The following is a 14702-nucleotide window of genomic DNA, read 5'->3' as shown; positions in this document are numbered from 1 at the left end:
GCACGGATGCTACGTTCCTAGGAGCAGAAAGCGCTGACGGCACCAATGCTTGCGCTGGCGCAAGCTGCTCTCACCACCTCAATACACATCACGCCGGTAGCGGCCGCTGCGCACCAGCTGGTCCATCTGCGCCTCACCCAGCACGGCGTGCAGCGCCTGGTCCACGCCCTGGGCCATGCCCTGCAGGCTGCCGCACACGTAGATGGCTGCGCCCTGCGCCACCCATTGGCGCAAGACATCGCCGGACTGCGCCAGCAGGTCCTGCACGTAGCCGCGCGGCGCGCCTTCGCTGCGGTCGCGCGAGAAGGCCAGGTCCAGGCGCTGCAGCACGCCGCCATCGCACCATGCCTGAAGCTCGTCGCCGTACAGCCGGTCGTGCGCCGCATTGCGCTCGCCGAACAGCAGCCAGTTGGGACCCAGGCCCGCCGCAGCACGCGCGCGCAGGTGGCTGCGCAGGCCGGCCAGGCCCGTGCCGTTGCCGATCAGCACCAGCGGGCGCTGCAGGTTGTCTTCCAGCCGGAAATTGCGGTGCGCACGCAGCCTCAGGGTGATGGCTGCACCCAGGGGCGCGCCCTGCGTGAGCCAGCCCGAGGCCAGGCCCGGCGAGCCATCCTCGCGCCGCGCCTGGCGCACCAGCAGGTGCACGCAGCCATCCTGGGCAATGGAGGCGATGGAGTACTCGCGCGGATGCTGCGGGTCCGCAGGAATGCAGACCTGCGCCAGGTCGCCGGACTCCCACAGCGCGGGCTCCGTTGCAGGGGGCTGCAGCTCGATGTGGAACACCGGCTCGCCTGCGCTGCCCGGGTTCATGTGCCGGCGCGCGGCCAGCGTCCATTCGCTGAAGACCGGCTGCTCCCATGCCGGCATGTCGCCCAGGCTGCTGATCTGGGTCAGCTGGTGCTGCCAGGCAGTCAGCGCCTGCGGCGCGCCGTTGTCCATTTCAATGCGCTCGAACCAGGGCCTGGCGCCACCGGCACGCAGCCAGCTGTCCAGCGCGCGGCCAAAGCCGCAGAACTGCGCGTACTGCCGGTCGCCCAGCGCCAGCAGACCGTATTGCAGATGGGACAGCGGCCGTGCATCGGCCATGGCGTGCGCCAGGAACAGCGCCGCGTTGTCGGGCGGGTCGCCTTCACCATAGGTGCTGGCGATGAACAGCGCCCTTTGCGTGCGCGCCAGCAGGTCGGCATCCACAGCGTCCAGGGCGCACAGGTGCACGCTTTCTCCGGCCGTGTGCAGCAGCCGTGCGGTCTCGCGCGCCAGCTCCTCGGCCTGGCCGGTCTGGCTGGCATAGGCCACGAGCAGGGGCAGCGCGCCCTCGCGTGCGCTGGTCAGCGCAGCCGCTTCCTGCAGGGTCCGCATGCGCTGGCGGCGCTCGCGCCACCAGATGGCGGCGCACATGGCCGCATAGAGCAGGACCAGCACGGCGGCTGCGAGTACGCGCAGCCCGGTTTCGGACAAGGTCATGGCGAGGACCGGGAATCTACACGGCGGAAAAAGGGAAGGAAACGCTCACGGCAGCAGCGCGGCAAAAGCCGTTGTCATCGCCATGGCAGGGCCTTGGGCAGTGCGCTCGCACAGCAGCGCCGCCACGCCGCGCTGCTCGGCAAAGTCCAGGCCCTCGCGCGGCCCCAGCACGGTGAGCACGGTGGCCAGGGCGTCGGCCTGCATGCATTCGGCATGCAGCACGGTGACGCTGGTCAGGCCATGCGCCACGGGCTCGCCGCTGCGCGGATCGATGGTGTGGGAGTAGCGGCGCCCGCCTTGCTCGAAGGCATGCCAGTGGTCGCCCGAGGTGGCGATGGCCATGTCGCGCAGCGGCAGCGCCAGCGGCGTGGACTGGTCCGCCATGCTGGCCACGGCCACGCGCCAGGGCTGGTTGCCAGGGCGCTGACCACAGGCCCGCAGCTCGCCGCCCACCTCGACGAGGAAATCGGTATGGCCCAGCGCCTGCAGGCGCTCGGCGACCAGGTCCACCGAATAGCCTTTGGCGATGCCGCTGAAGTCCACATGGACGGCGCCGGGCTGCAGCGCGCGCCGGCCTGCCAGGTCCAGCACGATGCGCGGGTAGCCCACGCGCTCGCGCACCCGCCGCAGCGCATCGGCATCGGGGATGCCGGCGCACTGCGACTTTTCCGCACGCGGGCCGAAGCCCCACAGATCGACCAGCGGCCCCACGGTAGGGTCCCAGGCGCCGCCGCTGGCCTGCGCCCAATCGAGCGCACAGGTCAGCACGGTGAAGAATTCGGGCGGCAGTGCATGCCAGCTGCCGGGCTCGGCGCGGTTGAAGCGCGAGATGTCGGAGCCGGCTTCCCAGTTGCTCATCTGGCGCACGACCAGGGCCAGCGCAGCCTCTATGGCCTGGCGCGCCTCATTGAGCGGGCGGAAATCCGGGTTGTGCAGGCGTACGCTCCAGGTCGTGCCCATGGCCTCGCCGGTGAGTGTTTGCAGCGCGGCGGGATCTGCCCGCCGCACGGCCTGCGGCGCGTAGCCGGAGACGGCAAAGGACGCCGCGCCTGTGGACACAGGCGCGGCAAGGCCCCGGCCTGCGCTGCCCTGCAACAGGGCGGGCGCAAAGCTCACGCGCACGGGCGCGGGCGCAGACGGAGCCCCGGGTGGGGACGCAAGGCTCAGGGCAGCACCTCGAACGTGCCCACGTAGGAAAGGCGGCGCTCCTTGGCCTGGGGCAGCGATGTCTTGCTGTCCTGGGCATCGGCATCCACCCAGTACATGCCGGCGGTGGGCCAGGTCACGCTGAACTCGCCCTTGGCGTCGGTCGTGGCCTTGATCTCGCCCTTGTTGTCGCGGTAGCGCGTGGCGCCGGGCACCAACACGACTTCCAGGTTGGCGGCGGGCTTGCCGTCCACATGGAAGGCGAAGGTGGCCTTCTCGCCCTTGACCAGGTCGTTGGGATGGGTCACGGGCACCAGCTCCAGCCCCTTGCCGGAAGGCTTGACGGCGCTGGGCTTGCCCACGGTCACGAAGGTCTCGATGCGGCCCACGGACTGGGTCACCTTCAGGTCCTGCGCGTCGGCGGGCACATCGGCGGCGAACTTCTCGGGCGAGCCGCGCCAGCGGCGGTTCTGGCCCGTGGCCTTGTCCTTCCAGGAGGCAAACAGGCCGTCGTTGACGATGGCCAGGCGGTAGGTGCCGCTTTGCTGCAGGTCCAGGTCGAACACGCTGCGCAGCTTGCCGCGATGGGCATTCTGCGGCGCGACGGCCGAGCCGTCCGGCGCCGAGACAACGAGGTTGTCCAGGCCCAGCGGCACGTGGTTGAAGAAGAACAGGTCGTTGGAGACAGCGGCATCCACCGTGATCCATTCGGCCTTGGACAGCACCGTGGTCGAGGGCAGCAGCCACAGGTTGTGGGCCTGGGCGGCCTGGAAGGCGCCGCAGGCAATGGCGAGGCTGGCAGCCAGACGGACGGCAAAGCGGGTCTTGGACTTCATGAAAAATCTCCTTGGTTCGTGGATGGGTCTGGCACGTGCAGCGATGGCGTCGTCCCCCTCGTGAGGGGGAAGGCGCGCAGCGCCTCGGCGGCTTTCAATTTCAAGGCTTGAGCTCGACGCTGATCTCGCCCAGCTCGCTGCTGCCCTTGGCGCTCAGTTGCTCGGCCTTGGCCGCGGGCCACTTGAAGGGCACGGTGACCACTTCGCGGCCGCCGACTTCGCGCGCGGCCTCGACCACGAGCTTGTATTCACCGGGCGGCAGCTTGGCGAAGGGATTGGCGCCTTCGGTGAAGCTCAGCTGGTGCTTGCCCACGGGACGCGTGGGGCTGGTCACGCCATCGATCGGCAGGGTCAGGTCACGGCCCGTGCGGCGCCACCACTGGCGCATGTCCTTGAGCCACTTCGTGCCTTCGGCATTGCGCATCTTCACGTCGTACCAGACCGACAGCGTGGAGGCCACCGAGGCGTCGGCGCGCTCGATCCACACGGCCACGTAGGGGCGGTGGTATTCGGCGACATCCAGGCGCGGAATTTCCACGCCCACGTTCAGGCCGGCGGCAAAGACCGGGACCGCGCCCAGGCAGGCGCCAAGCGCCATGGTGTAGCGCAGAGAGAAGTGCGGATTCATTGGCAAGGCTCTTTCGGTTCTCAGTGGATCAACAGGAGGGCCAGCAGCATGGGAATCACCAGCCCCATGCCGACCATGGGCCAGGTGAAGGGGCGATTGCCTGCATGCATCTTCAGGATGAACAGGCCCGTGACGGTGAACACCAGGCAGGCTGCGGCAAAGATGTCGATGAACCAGCTCCAGGCGGCGCCCGTGTTGCGGCCCTTGTGCAGGTCGTTCAGATAGGCGATCCAGCCCCGGTCGGTGCGCTCGTATTCGGCCTCGCCATCGGCCAGGGCAACGCGCACCCAGGCATCGCCGCCAGGGCGTGGCAGGGAGACGTACAGTTCGTCGGCCGTCCATTCGGCCTCGCGGCCCTCGGCCTCAAGGCCCCACTGGCCGCGCACCCAGTCCGCAAACGGCGCAGGCACGGGCGCCCGGTCGCGCGGCTGGCTGGCCTGCTGCTGGACCAACTGCACGCGCAGCGCATCGGGCAATGCCGCCTCGCCACGCACGATGCGCGGCTTGGACTCGATCTGCCCCGCATGGTTGAGCGTGAACCCCGTGACGGCGAACAGCAGCATGCCGATCAGGCACAGCGCGGAGCTGACCCAGTGCCACTCGTGCAGTGTCTTGAGCCAGTAGGAACGGCGCCGAGGGTCCGGTTTGGGGGATGTCATCGCAACAGAAAAAGGCGGCAGCGCCACGCGGCGTCAACCATCACGGATGGCGGGCACGGGAGCCCAGGAAAGGAAAGGCCCGGGGATTCTACCGCCCACAAATAAGAATTGATCGCATTTACACAAGCTTTACCGGCTTAATCGTGCGCCACGCCAAGGCGGTGCCAGCATCACCCAAAGTAAAATAAGAATGCTTATCACTTGCATCTCTCATCTTCACCCTTCGTGTCCTGTCCCGCCGTGACTCCCCACCAGGCCCTTGCCCATCTTTACCAGCAGCACCATGGCTGGCTGCGCACCTGGCTGCAGCGCCGGCTGGGCCATGCAGGCGATGCGGCAGATTTCGCACAGGACACCTACGTGCGCGTGATGGAGTCCCGCACGGAACTGTCCGAGATCCGGGAGCCCCGCGCCTTCCTCACCACGGTGGCCAAGCGCGTGATGGCCAACCACCTGCGCCGCCGAGAAATTGAACGAGCCTATCTGGACACGCTGGCGCTGCAGCCCGAGCCGCTGGCGCCCTCGCCCGAGGAACGCGCCATCGTGCTGGAGACGCTGTGCGAGCTGGACCGCCTGCTCGACGGCCTGCCGCCCAAGGTGCGCGCGGCCTTTTTGCACGCCCAGCTGGACGGCATGGCCTATGCCGAGATCGCGTTGCTGCTGCAGGTCTCGGTCAGCTCGGTCAAGCAGTACATGGCGCGCGCCATCAGGCATTGCTACTTCCCGGAACATGCGGCATGACACAGCGCTGCGCTGCCGGGCGCGTCCATGGCGCCGATGGCTCCACCCATAGTGCCGACCACGCGCTGCCGCCTGACGTGGTCCACAGCGCCGTGGACTGGCTGGTGCAGCTGTGGTCAGGCGAGTGCACAGAGGAACAACGCGCGCAATGGCTGGACTGGCGCGCGGCCCATCCGCTGCATGAGCGGGCCTGGCAGCGCATCGAGGCCACGAATGCGCGGCTCAGGCTGCCTGACGCACGCCCGGACAGCGGTCCCCTCAATGGCCCCCTTGCCACGGCCACGCTGGCGCGCAGCCTCAAGACCGCCCAGTCACGCCGCCGCCTGCTGGCCAGCGTCGCTGGCCTGGCCGGCGCAGGTGCTACGGCATGGACTGCGCATGAGCGCCTGCCCTGGCAGGCCTGGAATGCCGATGTCAGCACCGCCAAGGGCGAGCGGCGCTCCCTGCAGTTGCCCGATGGCACGCAGCTGCTGCTCAACACCGAGACGTCCGTGGACCTTGCCTTCGACGACCAGCTGCGCCGCGTGCTGCTGTTGCGCGGCGAGCTGATGGTCACCACCGCCCATGACACGGCCCAGCCCGCGCGCCCCTTTGTGGTGGACACGCCCGCGGGCAGGCTGCGCGCCCTGGGCACGCGTTTCACGGTGCGCCATGACATGGAGACTGCGGATACGCGCGTGGCCGTTTTCGAGGGTGCGGTCGAGGCCCGCAGTCGCACGGGCGAGTTGCTGCGTGTCGACAGCGGCGAAGCCGCAAGGCTCAGTGCCACGCAGGCGCTGCCGGCCGGCGCGGCCGGCGAGGGGCCGGGCTGGGATGAAGGCGTGCTCGTGGCCTCGGACATGCGCCTGGACCGCTTCATCGACGAACTGCGCCGCTACCGACCCGGGCTGATCACGCTGGCACCCGAGGTGGCCGGGTTGCGCCTGTCAGGCGTCTTCCCGCTCGCCGATACGGATCGCATCCTGCAGTCCCTGGTACAGGTGCTGCCCGTGCGCATCCATGTGCCGGTGCGCTACTGGGTGCGCATAGGTCCGGCGTGAAGAGAAGGCGGCGGGACAACCCGGCCCGGTGACATCGGTCTGTACCTTTTCCCATCTCGCGTGACAAGCAGGGGAGAGGCGCTTTGCGGCGCCATGTTTCCTCCCTGATCCAAAGACCGCACCAACATGTCCGACCTCCATCACCAGCGCCGCCTCGCTACCGCGGCGGCACGCGTCCTCCGCCCCGCGCAACCTGCGCCCGTGTTCCACCTGTCCGCATTGACCCTGGCCCTGGCCGCCGCACTGGCCAGCCTGTCCGCCCTGCCCTTGCCCGCGAATGCCCAGGCCCAGGCCCAGGCCCAGACAGGTAGTACCGAGCGCGCCCAGGCCTACGACATTCCGGCAGGACCGCTGGAGGCCGCGCTCACGCGCTTCGCCAAGGCCTCGGGCGTTCTGCTGGCCTATACGCCCGAGCTGGTGCGCGATCTGCAAAGCCCGGGCCTGCAGGGCAGCCATGCGCCGGCCGAGGCGCTGACCCGCCTGCTGGCGGGCTCGGGCCTGGCGGCCGCGACCTCGGGCAACGGCGGCTATACGCTGCGCCGCTCGCAGGCATCGCCTGCGTCCTCGACAGCGCCTGCCGCCTCAGCCGTGGGCGCCACCACGCTGGGCGAGGTGCGCGTCACCGCCAAGGCCGAGGTCGGCAGCGCCACGGAAGGCACGGGCGCCTACACCGCGACCGGACCCAGCAGCACGGCCACGGGCCTGGGCCTGTCGCTGCGCGAGACGCCGCAGTCGGTGAGCGTGATGACGCGCCAGCGCATGGATGACTTCAAGCTGGAGACGCTGACCGACGTGCTGGAGCAGACGCCCGGCGTGGCCGTGGTCCGCCAAAGCGAGATGACCACCTTCAACGTGCGCGGCTCCAGCGTCAACCTGCAGACCGATGGCAGCCGCCAGCTCACCAATGGCTGGGGCTGGAACACGCACATCATGTACTCGCTGGACGATCTGGCCGAGATCGACCGCGTTGAAGTGCTCAAGGGCTCGTCGGGCCTGATCAATGGCGACGGCGCCTACGGAGCCACGGTCAACCTGATCCGCAAGCGCCCCACGCGCGACTTCCAGGCCAGCGTAATGGCCAGCGCGGGCAACTGGGGCACCTACCGTGCCGATGCCGACATTGCCGGTCCGCTGAACCAGGAAGGCAGCCTGCGCGGCCGCCTGGTGGCCTCGCGCAAGAGCGGCGACAGCTTCCGCGACCACCAGCACAGCAACAGCTCCATGCTGTACGGCACGCTGGAATACGACCTCACCCCCGACACCCTGCTGAGCGCCGGCATCACCTACCGCCAGCGCGAACTGCGCGGCTCGGGCGGCACCACGCCCATCCAGGGCTACACGGGCACCGGCCAGTTCGTCGGCTGGATGCCGCGCTCGCTGAACATCGCCGCGCCCTGGTCGGGCTACGAGCAGGAGTCGCTCAACAGCTTCGCGCGCCTGGAGCACCGCTTTGCCAGCGGCTGGAAGGCCAAGCTGCAGATGTCGCATGAAGAGGTGAAGACGCCCGACATGCAGGTCGGCCTGCTGCGCTACGCCCTGCCCAGCTCGGCCCAGTTCGCGGCCTACAAGGACATCGAGTCCCGCAACCAGAACATCAGCATCGACGTTCAGGGCCCGTTCACGCTGTTCGGCCGCCAGCATGAGTTGCTGGTGGGCGCGGGCGCCGCACGCAACCGCACCACGCTGCTGCGCGGCGCGCGCCCCGGCCTGGACCTGCCGCAGGTGGACTTCAGCCAGGGCGGCGCAGCCATCCCGGCGCCAGCGGACAACATCCCCTATTCCAACGACCTGTTCAGCAACAAGCGCAGCTATCTCTACAGCGCGGCACGCCTCAATCTGGCCGATCCGCTGAAGCTGATCGCCGGCCTGCGCGTGACCAACTACGACCAGAAGGATGTGACCGACATCAGCTGGTACAACTACAACATGCGCGAGCACGGCGTGGTCACGCCCTATGCGGGCCTGGTGTATGACGTCAGCCCGAACATCTCGCTGTATGGCAGCTACGCCAGCATCTTCAAGGCGCAAAGCGCCAAGGATCTGCAGGAACGCACCCTGCCGCCCGAGGAGGGCCTGACCTACGAGATCGGCGCCAAGGGCGAATTCTTCGACAAGCGGTTGAACGCCAGCGTCGCCCATTTCTGGATGCGCACCGACAACACGGCCGTGGAAGACGGGCTCATGCCCAATGGCGACACGGCCTACCGCGCGGTCCAGGGCGCACGCAGGCGCGGCTTCGAACTGGAACTGTCCGGCGAGCTGGCCAAGGGCTGGCAGGCCCAGGGCAGCTACGTGACCATCAACAGCAATCTGGACAACGCCGCCACCAGCCCGCGCCACCAGTTCAAGCTGGGCACCACCTACCGCTTCGCGCAGGGCGCGCTGTCCGGCCTGACCGTGGGCGGCGCCGCGCGCTGGCAAAGCGCCATCTCCACCAGCCGCGGCGCCGCCACGCTGCGCCAGGACGCCTACTGGGTGATGGACCTGATGGCGCGCTACCAGATCAACCGCCATCTCAGCATCGCGGCCAACGTCAACAACCTGTTCGACAAGCACTATTTCTCGGGCGTGACCAACTTCAATGCCCAGGGCCTGTACTACACCTGGGGCGCGCCACGCAGCGTCAACGTGAGCATGCGTTACGACTTCTGAGCGCCGAGGGACCGCACCGGCCCTGGGACCCCAGAGCCGCGCGGGCCGGACTGCGCTGTACTGTGTTGTGTCAAGCAGCTGACGCACATGCTTACATAATCTGCTTTTCTGATTCATTTGCGCCCACAATGGCGCGCGAACCCGATTGGAGACTGCATGCGCCTTCCGAGCTTTTCGCAAACCGCCGCCAACGCCGCCCATACCGCCGCCCATACCGCCGATGGAACGCGCCAGAACCGCCGCCAGATGCTGGCCCAGGGCGCTGCCCTGGCCATGCTGTGCTCTCCTCTGGCCCATGCCGCACCGCCAGCGGCAGCACCTGCAGCCCATGCGCCACGGGCTGCCGGCAGCGCCCAGCGCGTGGCGACCAGCCTGCGCATCGTCATTCCGGCCAATGCCGGCGGCGGCTGGGACCAGACCGGCCGCGCGCTGGGCGCGGCGCTGGTGGCCAGCGGCGCGGCCGAGCGCGTGGAGTATGAAAACGTAGGCGGCAAGGGAGGCACCATCGGCCTGGCCCAGTTTGCCGAGCGCCATGGCAAGGACCCCGACGCCTTGCTGATCGGCGGCATGGTGATGGTCGGTGCGGTGGCACTGCAAAAGCCGGCCGTCAACATGTCGCATGTGCAGCCGATTGCCCGCCTGACCAGCGATTACCTGGTCGTGGCCGTACCGGCCGACTCCCCCATCCGCAATGCCAAGGACCTGGTGGCTGCGCTGCGCAGCGACCTGGCCCACCAGTCTTTTGCGGGTGGCTCGGCCGGTGGCGTGGACCACATGTTCGCCGGCCTGCTCACGCGCGCGGCCAAGGCGGCGCCCGAGCAACTGGTCTACAAGCCCTTTCCTGGCGGCGCCCAGGTGGTGGAGGCCTTGCTCAAGGGCGATGCGCGCATGGGCGTGTCCGGCTACAGCGAGTTCAGCGAAGCGCTGGCCAGCGGCAAGCTGCGCGCCATCGGCGTGTCCTCGCGCCGCAGCCTGTTCGGCCTGCCCTCGTTCCGCGAGCAGGGGCTGGATGCGGACATGGCCAACTGGCGCGCCGTCTTCACCGGCAAGCAGGTCAGCGCCGCACGTGCCCAGGCCCTGCTGGGCGCCGTGGAGCAGGCCACGCAGCACGAGAGCTGGCAACGCGCCCTGCGCCAGAACCGCTGGGAGCCTTCCTGGCAGGCGGGCCGCGATTTCAACGGCTTTCTGGAGCTGGAGCACACCACGGCCAGCGTGATGACCTATCTGCTCAAACTCAAGAGCTGAGAAACCGCCGCGCAGCGGGCAGACCACGTGGCGGGCCTGCAACACTGGCTTGGTCATACGCGTATTCCTCTAGCGTGGGGCATTGCCGCTGTGGGTTTTGAGCTACCAAACTTGTAGCAGAATGGATCCAGAGCTATAGTTCCCCGGGACTTGGCTCGGCGCGCGTCCCACCCGGACGCACCCGCCGGCTCACCCACACCATTGCGCAAGGAGAAGCGTCATGAGCTCCAAGGAAAACGCCGCCATCAACCAGCTGTTCGAGAAACTCGAATGCCGCTACGCGTTGCGCGTGCTGTGGGCGCTGCGTGACGGCCATCCTCAGACCTTTCGACTGCTGCAAGACAGCGTGGGCGGCATCACGCCCAACACGCTGAACACCCGCATCAAGGAGCTGCGCGAGTGCGGGCTGCTGGAGCATGGCTCCGACGGCTACACCGTGACGCTGGCCGGCCAGGACCTGCTCAAGCGCCTGTCCGATGTGCAGGCCTTTGCCAACCGCTGGGTGGCCGCGCGCGCCAAGAAGTGATGTCAGGCCGGGCGCGGCACCAGGCGCCACGGCCTCTTCCCGCGCAGGGCCTCCGGCCCGCCGGGTCGTCTCCTTTCCCCCTACCGTTTCTCTCTCAAGGAATACCACCATGGCTTTCACCACCACCGCATCCGGCCTGCAGTATGAAGACACCGTCGTGGGCGACGGCGCCGAAGCCCAGCGCGGCCGCAGCGTGACCGTGCACTACACGGGCTGGCTCTACAACAACGGCGTGCAGGGCGCCAAGTTCGACTCCAGCAAGGACCGCAACGATCCCTTCGTCTTCCCCCTGGGCGGCGGCATGGTGATCAAGGGCTGGGACGAAGGCGTGCAAGGCATGAAGGTGGGCGGCCAGCGCACCCTGATCATCCCGGCCGAGCTGGGCTATGGCGCCCGCGGCGCCGGCGGCGTGATCCCCCCCAACGCCACGCTGAAGTTCGACGTGGAGCTGCTGGCCGTCTGAGCCTGCATCCACAGGTTCATGCAAGGGCAAGGCGCGAAGGTGCCTTGCCCTTTTTCATGGACGGGCCGCCCCAAACCCTCTCGGGGCGCGTGGGAGCCATTCCTCATTCAAGGTGCCTTGCCGAACAGCGCCTCGTGCAGCGGCAGGTAGCTGGCAGGACTGGCCGCCTCGCGCAGGCGCGGCGCCAGCGCCACCAGCTGGTCGTAGCCCATGGCCGCTTCCACGGCAAGGTTGAGCCGGAACCCCTTCAGGCCCAGGTTGGCCGTGATGGCCACGGCCAGCGGATAGGCGTTGCGATAGCGCACGGCCAGCGATGGCTCGGACTGCGCGGGGGCATCGCCTGCCGAATCCGTGGACGAAACCGCTGCAGCAGGCGCGGCAGGGACCGAAGGCACCGCGACGGCCACCACGCCCAGCCGGGGCTCGGCCGCGTCGCGCGGTGCCAGCCATTCGCGCTCCACCAGCGCCAGGATCTCGTCCTGCGTCACGCCCATTCCGGCCACGGCCTGCAGCACCTGCGCCAGGCTGCGCTGCCCGTCAAACAGCAAAAAGGCCGAGCGCAACCGGGGCGAGAGATCGGCATGGCGTTCCTTGAATGCCTGTTGGCCGGCGGACGTTTTCACAAAATGCATGGCGGACGGGATTCTCTGCAAGGGATCGGATCGGACACGGCTCGCAGCGTGTCATGAGCCTCCGGCTCCCAAAAGCGGGTTTTCCAGCACGCACGGGCTTCAGTGGGGCCGGCAATGATCCAGATCTGCCAAAAGCGCAAAAACGGGGCAGAAAATGGCCATCCTCCCGCCCGGCGGCCTCTGCCCGTCAGGGCGCTTTTGCGGGCACGGAACGCGCCGGGGCCCGGCGGCGCGGGTCCAGGCAGCTGACCAGCCAGGTCACCAACAGGCCGGCCGGCACGCCGAAGACGCCCGATGAAATCGGCTGTATGCCCCACCACAGGCGCGCGTGCAGTGCTTCGGGCAGCACGGGCTGCAGTGCCGGCACATGCGAGACCATGTAGTACAGCGTGACGCCCAGCCCGGCCAGCATGCCGGCCACGGCGCCCCGGCGCGTGGTGCCACGCCAGAAGATGCCCAGCACCATGGCCGGCACGAAGGCCGAGGCCGCCAGCGAGAACGATGCCGTGACCATGGGCAGGATGTCCGAGGAACGGCGCGAGGCCACGAAGGCGGCCGACAGCGCCATCACCAGCAGCGCGAACTTGGACAGGATCACGCGCTGCTCGGGCGAGGCGCGGCGGCGGCGCTCGCGAAAGTACAGGTCGCGCACCAGCGCGTTGCTGATGGTCAGCAGCAGTCCATCGGCCGTGGACAGCGCCGCAGCCAGGCCGCCGGCCGCCACCAGGCCGGAGACCACGTAGGGCATGCCGCCCAGCTCGGGCGTGGCCAGCATGATGAGGTCGGCGCCCATGCGGATCTCGCCGAACTGCAGCACGCCGTCGCCGTTGACATCCTCCACGGCCAGCAAGGAGGCATCCACCCGGGCCCACTGCGCCATCCAGTTGGGCAGCTCGTCAAAGCGGATGCCCACGAGGTTGTTCATGACCTCGAACTTGACCAGCACGGCCAGGGCCGGCGCGCTCATGTACAGCACGCCGATGAAGAACAGCGTCCAGCCCACCGAGGCCCGCGCCCCCGACACCGAGGGCGCCGTGTAGTAGCGCGTGAGCAAATGCGGCAGGCCGGCCGTGCCGGCCATGAGGCAGAACATCAGAGCCAGGAAGTTGCGCCGGCTGTCCTCGTAGATCTGCTGCTCCTGGGGCGATCCGTCGGGGTTGCCGGCGAATGGCAGGCTGTGCAGCGGAATGCCGCCCAGCGGCTTCTCGCGCTCGCGCATTTCCTGCAGCTGGCGTGTCCACAGCGCGCGCGCGGCGGCTTCGTCGCGCGGCATGGCGGCCAGTTCGCGGCTGGCGGCCATGATGGCGCCGATATCGCCGCTGCGCGTGCGCAGATCGCGTATGCGCTCGGCCAGCGCCTGGCGCTCGGCGGCCAGAACGCGCGGCACGTCCTTGAGCTTGTCCTCCAGCACCTCGGCGCGCAGGCGGTAGGCGGCGATCACCTCCTGCTCGGCCGGCGAGTCCAGCAGGCGCTGCTCCATCTCCGCAATCTGGCTGAGCTGGGCCGTATAGGCCAGCGGTGCCACGGGATTGCCCATCTGCCGGTAGGCCAGCCAGGACACGGGGATCAGAAAGGCCAGCAGGATCACCACGTACTGCGCGACCTGGGTCCAGGTGATGGCGCGCATGCCGCCCAGGAAGGAGCACAGCAGCACGCCGCCCAGGCCCAGCATGATGCCGATCTCGAACTGCACGCCCGTCAGCCGCGAGGCGATCAGCCCCACGCCGTAGATCTGCGCCACCACATAGGTGAACGAGCAGATCACGGCCGCCAGCGCCGCGATCACGCGCGGCCAGCGCCCGCCGTAGCGCTGCTGGAAGAAATCGGGAATGGTGTAGAGCTTCATCGCCCGCAGGTGCGGCGCGATCAGCATGGCAACCAGGCAAAAGCCGCCCGTCCAGCCCAGCAGGTAGGCCAGTCCGCCGGCCTGGCCCGGCACGCCGGCAAAGCCCTGCAGGTACAGCGCCCCCGACAGGCTGATGAACGAGGCCGCGCTGACCCAGTCCGCCGCAGCCGCCATGCCGTTGTAGAAGGGCGGAATGCGCCGGCCCGCGACGTAGTACTCCTCGGGGTCGCTGGTGCGCAGGTACACGCCGATGGCCGCATAGACCATGACGGTGAAGAACAGGAAGATGGGGCCTATCCAGTGGCGCGACAGGCCTTGCTGCTCGGCCCAGAACATGAGGGCCAGAAAGCCGAGCACGCCGAGCGTGTACAGGGCCACGATGCGGTGCAGCCGCCAGTGGGAGGAGTGGGAGGCCGCCGTCAGCGGTGCTCGCTCAGCCATGGCCGGGAGGCGATGGCGGTGCGGACGGTTGCGTATCGGCCGATGGGGATGCGGGAGCCGGTGCCGTCGCAAAAGCGGCCCGGGCCTCGCGGCGCTCGAAATGGTCCATGGACAGACAATAGACGATGACGATGGCCAGGAACATCAGGACTGCCCCCTGGGCCGCGAACCAGTAGGCCAGCGGCCAGTCCGGCATCAGCGCCTGCAGGTCACGCGCGTAGTAGCAGGCGCCAAAGGAGACGGCGACCCAGACCGCGAACAGCACGGCCTTGAGCCACAGATGGCGGATGTCGTGCAGGTCGGGGGCGAAGGTCTCGCCTTCGGACGGTCCCCCGACCGCGTCGTCATGCAAGTGCGCTTTCGGCGTATGCATGGCGACGCTG

Annotated in this window: 14 protein-coding genes; 6 read left to right on the top strand and 8 right to left on the bottom strand. The window is 68.6% G+C overall.

The window, feature by feature from the left end:
* Positions 1 to 78: 78 nt before the first annotated feature.
* The 5 genes from KDK82_RS03690 to KDK82_RS03670 form a co-directional block, all read right to left on the bottom strand.
* Positions 79 to 1464 carry a sulfite reductase subunit alpha gene (locus KDK82_RS03690; RefSeq protein ID WP_088164042.1) on the bottom strand — a complete coding sequence of 462 codons (1386 nt, stop codon included), beginning with the start codon at positions 1462 to 1464 and terminating at the stop codon, positions 79 to 81.
* Between the two features lie 45 nt (positions 1465 to 1509).
* Positions 1510 to 2586 carry an FAD:protein FMN transferase gene (locus tag KDK82_RS03685; protein ID WP_088164041.1) on the bottom strand — a complete coding sequence of 359 codons (1077 nt, stop codon included), beginning with the start codon at positions 2584 to 2586 and terminating at the stop codon, positions 1510 to 1512.
* A gap of 41 nt (positions 2587 to 2627) precedes the next feature.
* Entirely contained in the window at positions 2628 to 3446 is an 819-nt protein-coding gene (locus tag KDK82_RS03680) for a DUF4198 domain-containing protein (RefSeq protein WP_012206854.1), read from the bottom strand.
* A gap of 100 nt (positions 3447 to 3546) precedes the next feature.
* On the bottom strand, positions 3547 to 4074 hold the full coding sequence (locus KDK82_RS03675; protein WP_034396360.1) for a DUF2271 domain-containing protein: 528 nt from the start codon (positions 4072 to 4074) through the stop codon (positions 3547 to 3549).
* A gap of 20 nt (positions 4075 to 4094) precedes the next feature.
* Positions 4095 to 4733: a PepSY-associated TM helix domain-containing protein gene (locus KDK82_RS03670; RefSeq protein WP_013801140.1), complete on the bottom strand. Its 639-nt coding sequence runs from the start codon at positions 4731 to 4733 to the stop codon at positions 4095 to 4097.
* 201 nt (positions 4734 to 4934) lie between these two features.
* Here KDK82_RS03670 and KDK82_RS03665 point away from each other — a divergent pair, with 201 nt between their 5' ends.
* From KDK82_RS03665 to KDK82_RS03640, 6 genes are all read left to right on the top strand, one after another.
* The gene (locus tag KDK82_RS03665; RefSeq protein ID WP_267908913.1) at positions 4935 to 5474 is read left to right on the top strand and encodes a sigma-70 family RNA polymerase sigma factor; all 540 of its coding nucleotides are present in this window, start codon (positions 4935 to 4937) and stop codon (positions 5472 to 5474) included.
* Positions 5471 to 6514: a FecR domain-containing protein gene (locus tag KDK82_RS03660; RefSeq protein ID WP_088164040.1), complete on the top strand. Its 1044-nt coding sequence runs from the start codon at positions 5471 to 5473 to the stop codon at positions 6512 to 6514. Before KDK82_RS03665 ends, KDK82_RS03660 begins: the two co-directional genes overlap by 4 nt.
* 126 nt (positions 6515 to 6640) lie before the next feature.
* The gene (locus KDK82_RS03655) at positions 6641 to 9166 is read left to right on the top strand and encodes a TonB-dependent siderophore receptor (RefSeq protein WP_088164039.1); all 2526 of its coding nucleotides are present in this window, start codon (positions 6641 to 6643) and stop codon (positions 9164 to 9166) included.
* Positions 9167 to 9322: 156 nt separating this feature from the next.
* On the top strand, positions 9323 to 10411 hold the full coding sequence (locus tag KDK82_RS03650) for a tripartite tricarboxylate transporter substrate binding protein (RefSeq protein WP_043819155.1): 1089 nt from the start codon (positions 9323 to 9325) through the stop codon (positions 10409 to 10411).
* Positions 10412 to 10631: 220 nt separating this feature from the next.
* Positions 10632 to 10937 (top strand): helix-turn-helix domain-containing protein, encoded by a 306-nt coding sequence (locus KDK82_RS03645; protein ID WP_012206858.1) that lies wholly within the window; start codon positions 10632 to 10634, stop codon positions 10935 to 10937.
* A gap of 109 nt (positions 10938 to 11046) precedes the next feature.
* The gene (locus tag KDK82_RS03640; RefSeq protein ID WP_012206859.1) at positions 11047 to 11400 is read left to right on the top strand and encodes an FKBP-type peptidyl-prolyl cis-trans isomerase; all 354 of its coding nucleotides are present in this window, start codon (positions 11047 to 11049) and stop codon (positions 11398 to 11400) included.
* 107 nt (positions 11401 to 11507) lie between these two features.
* Here the strand turns inward: KDK82_RS03640 and KDK82_RS03635 are convergent, their stop codons facing one another.
* The 3 genes from KDK82_RS03635 to KDK82_RS03625 form a co-directional block, all read right to left on the bottom strand.
* A complete protein-coding gene (locus KDK82_RS03635) occupies positions 11508 to 12032 on the bottom strand; it encodes a hypothetical protein (protein WP_034396368.1) in 525 nt (174 codons plus the stop codon).
* A 187-nt stretch (positions 12033 to 12219) separates the two neighbouring features.
* Complete coding sequence (locus tag KDK82_RS03630) at positions 12220 to 14319, bottom strand: VC_2705 family sodium/solute symporter (protein WP_088164038.1); 2100 nt, start codon at positions 14317 to 14319, stop codon at positions 12220 to 12222.
* Positions 14312 to 14692, bottom strand: a complete 381-nt coding sequence (locus KDK82_RS03625) for a DUF4212 domain-containing protein (RefSeq protein WP_012206862.1) — start codon at positions 14690 to 14692, stop codon at positions 14312 to 14314. Before KDK82_RS03625 ends, KDK82_RS03630 begins: the two co-directional genes overlap by 8 nt.
* Positions 14693 to 14702 lie beyond the last annotated feature (10 nt).

Origin of the sequence: Delftia sp. K82 (assembly GCF_002193035.1) — a bacterium.
GTDB lineage: Bacteria > Pseudomonadota > Gammaproteobacteria > Burkholderiales > Burkholderiaceae_C > Comamonas > Comamonas acidovorans.
The sequence above is the reverse complement of the archived record's forward strand: the minus strand, read 5'-3'. Positions and strand labels throughout refer to the sequence as shown.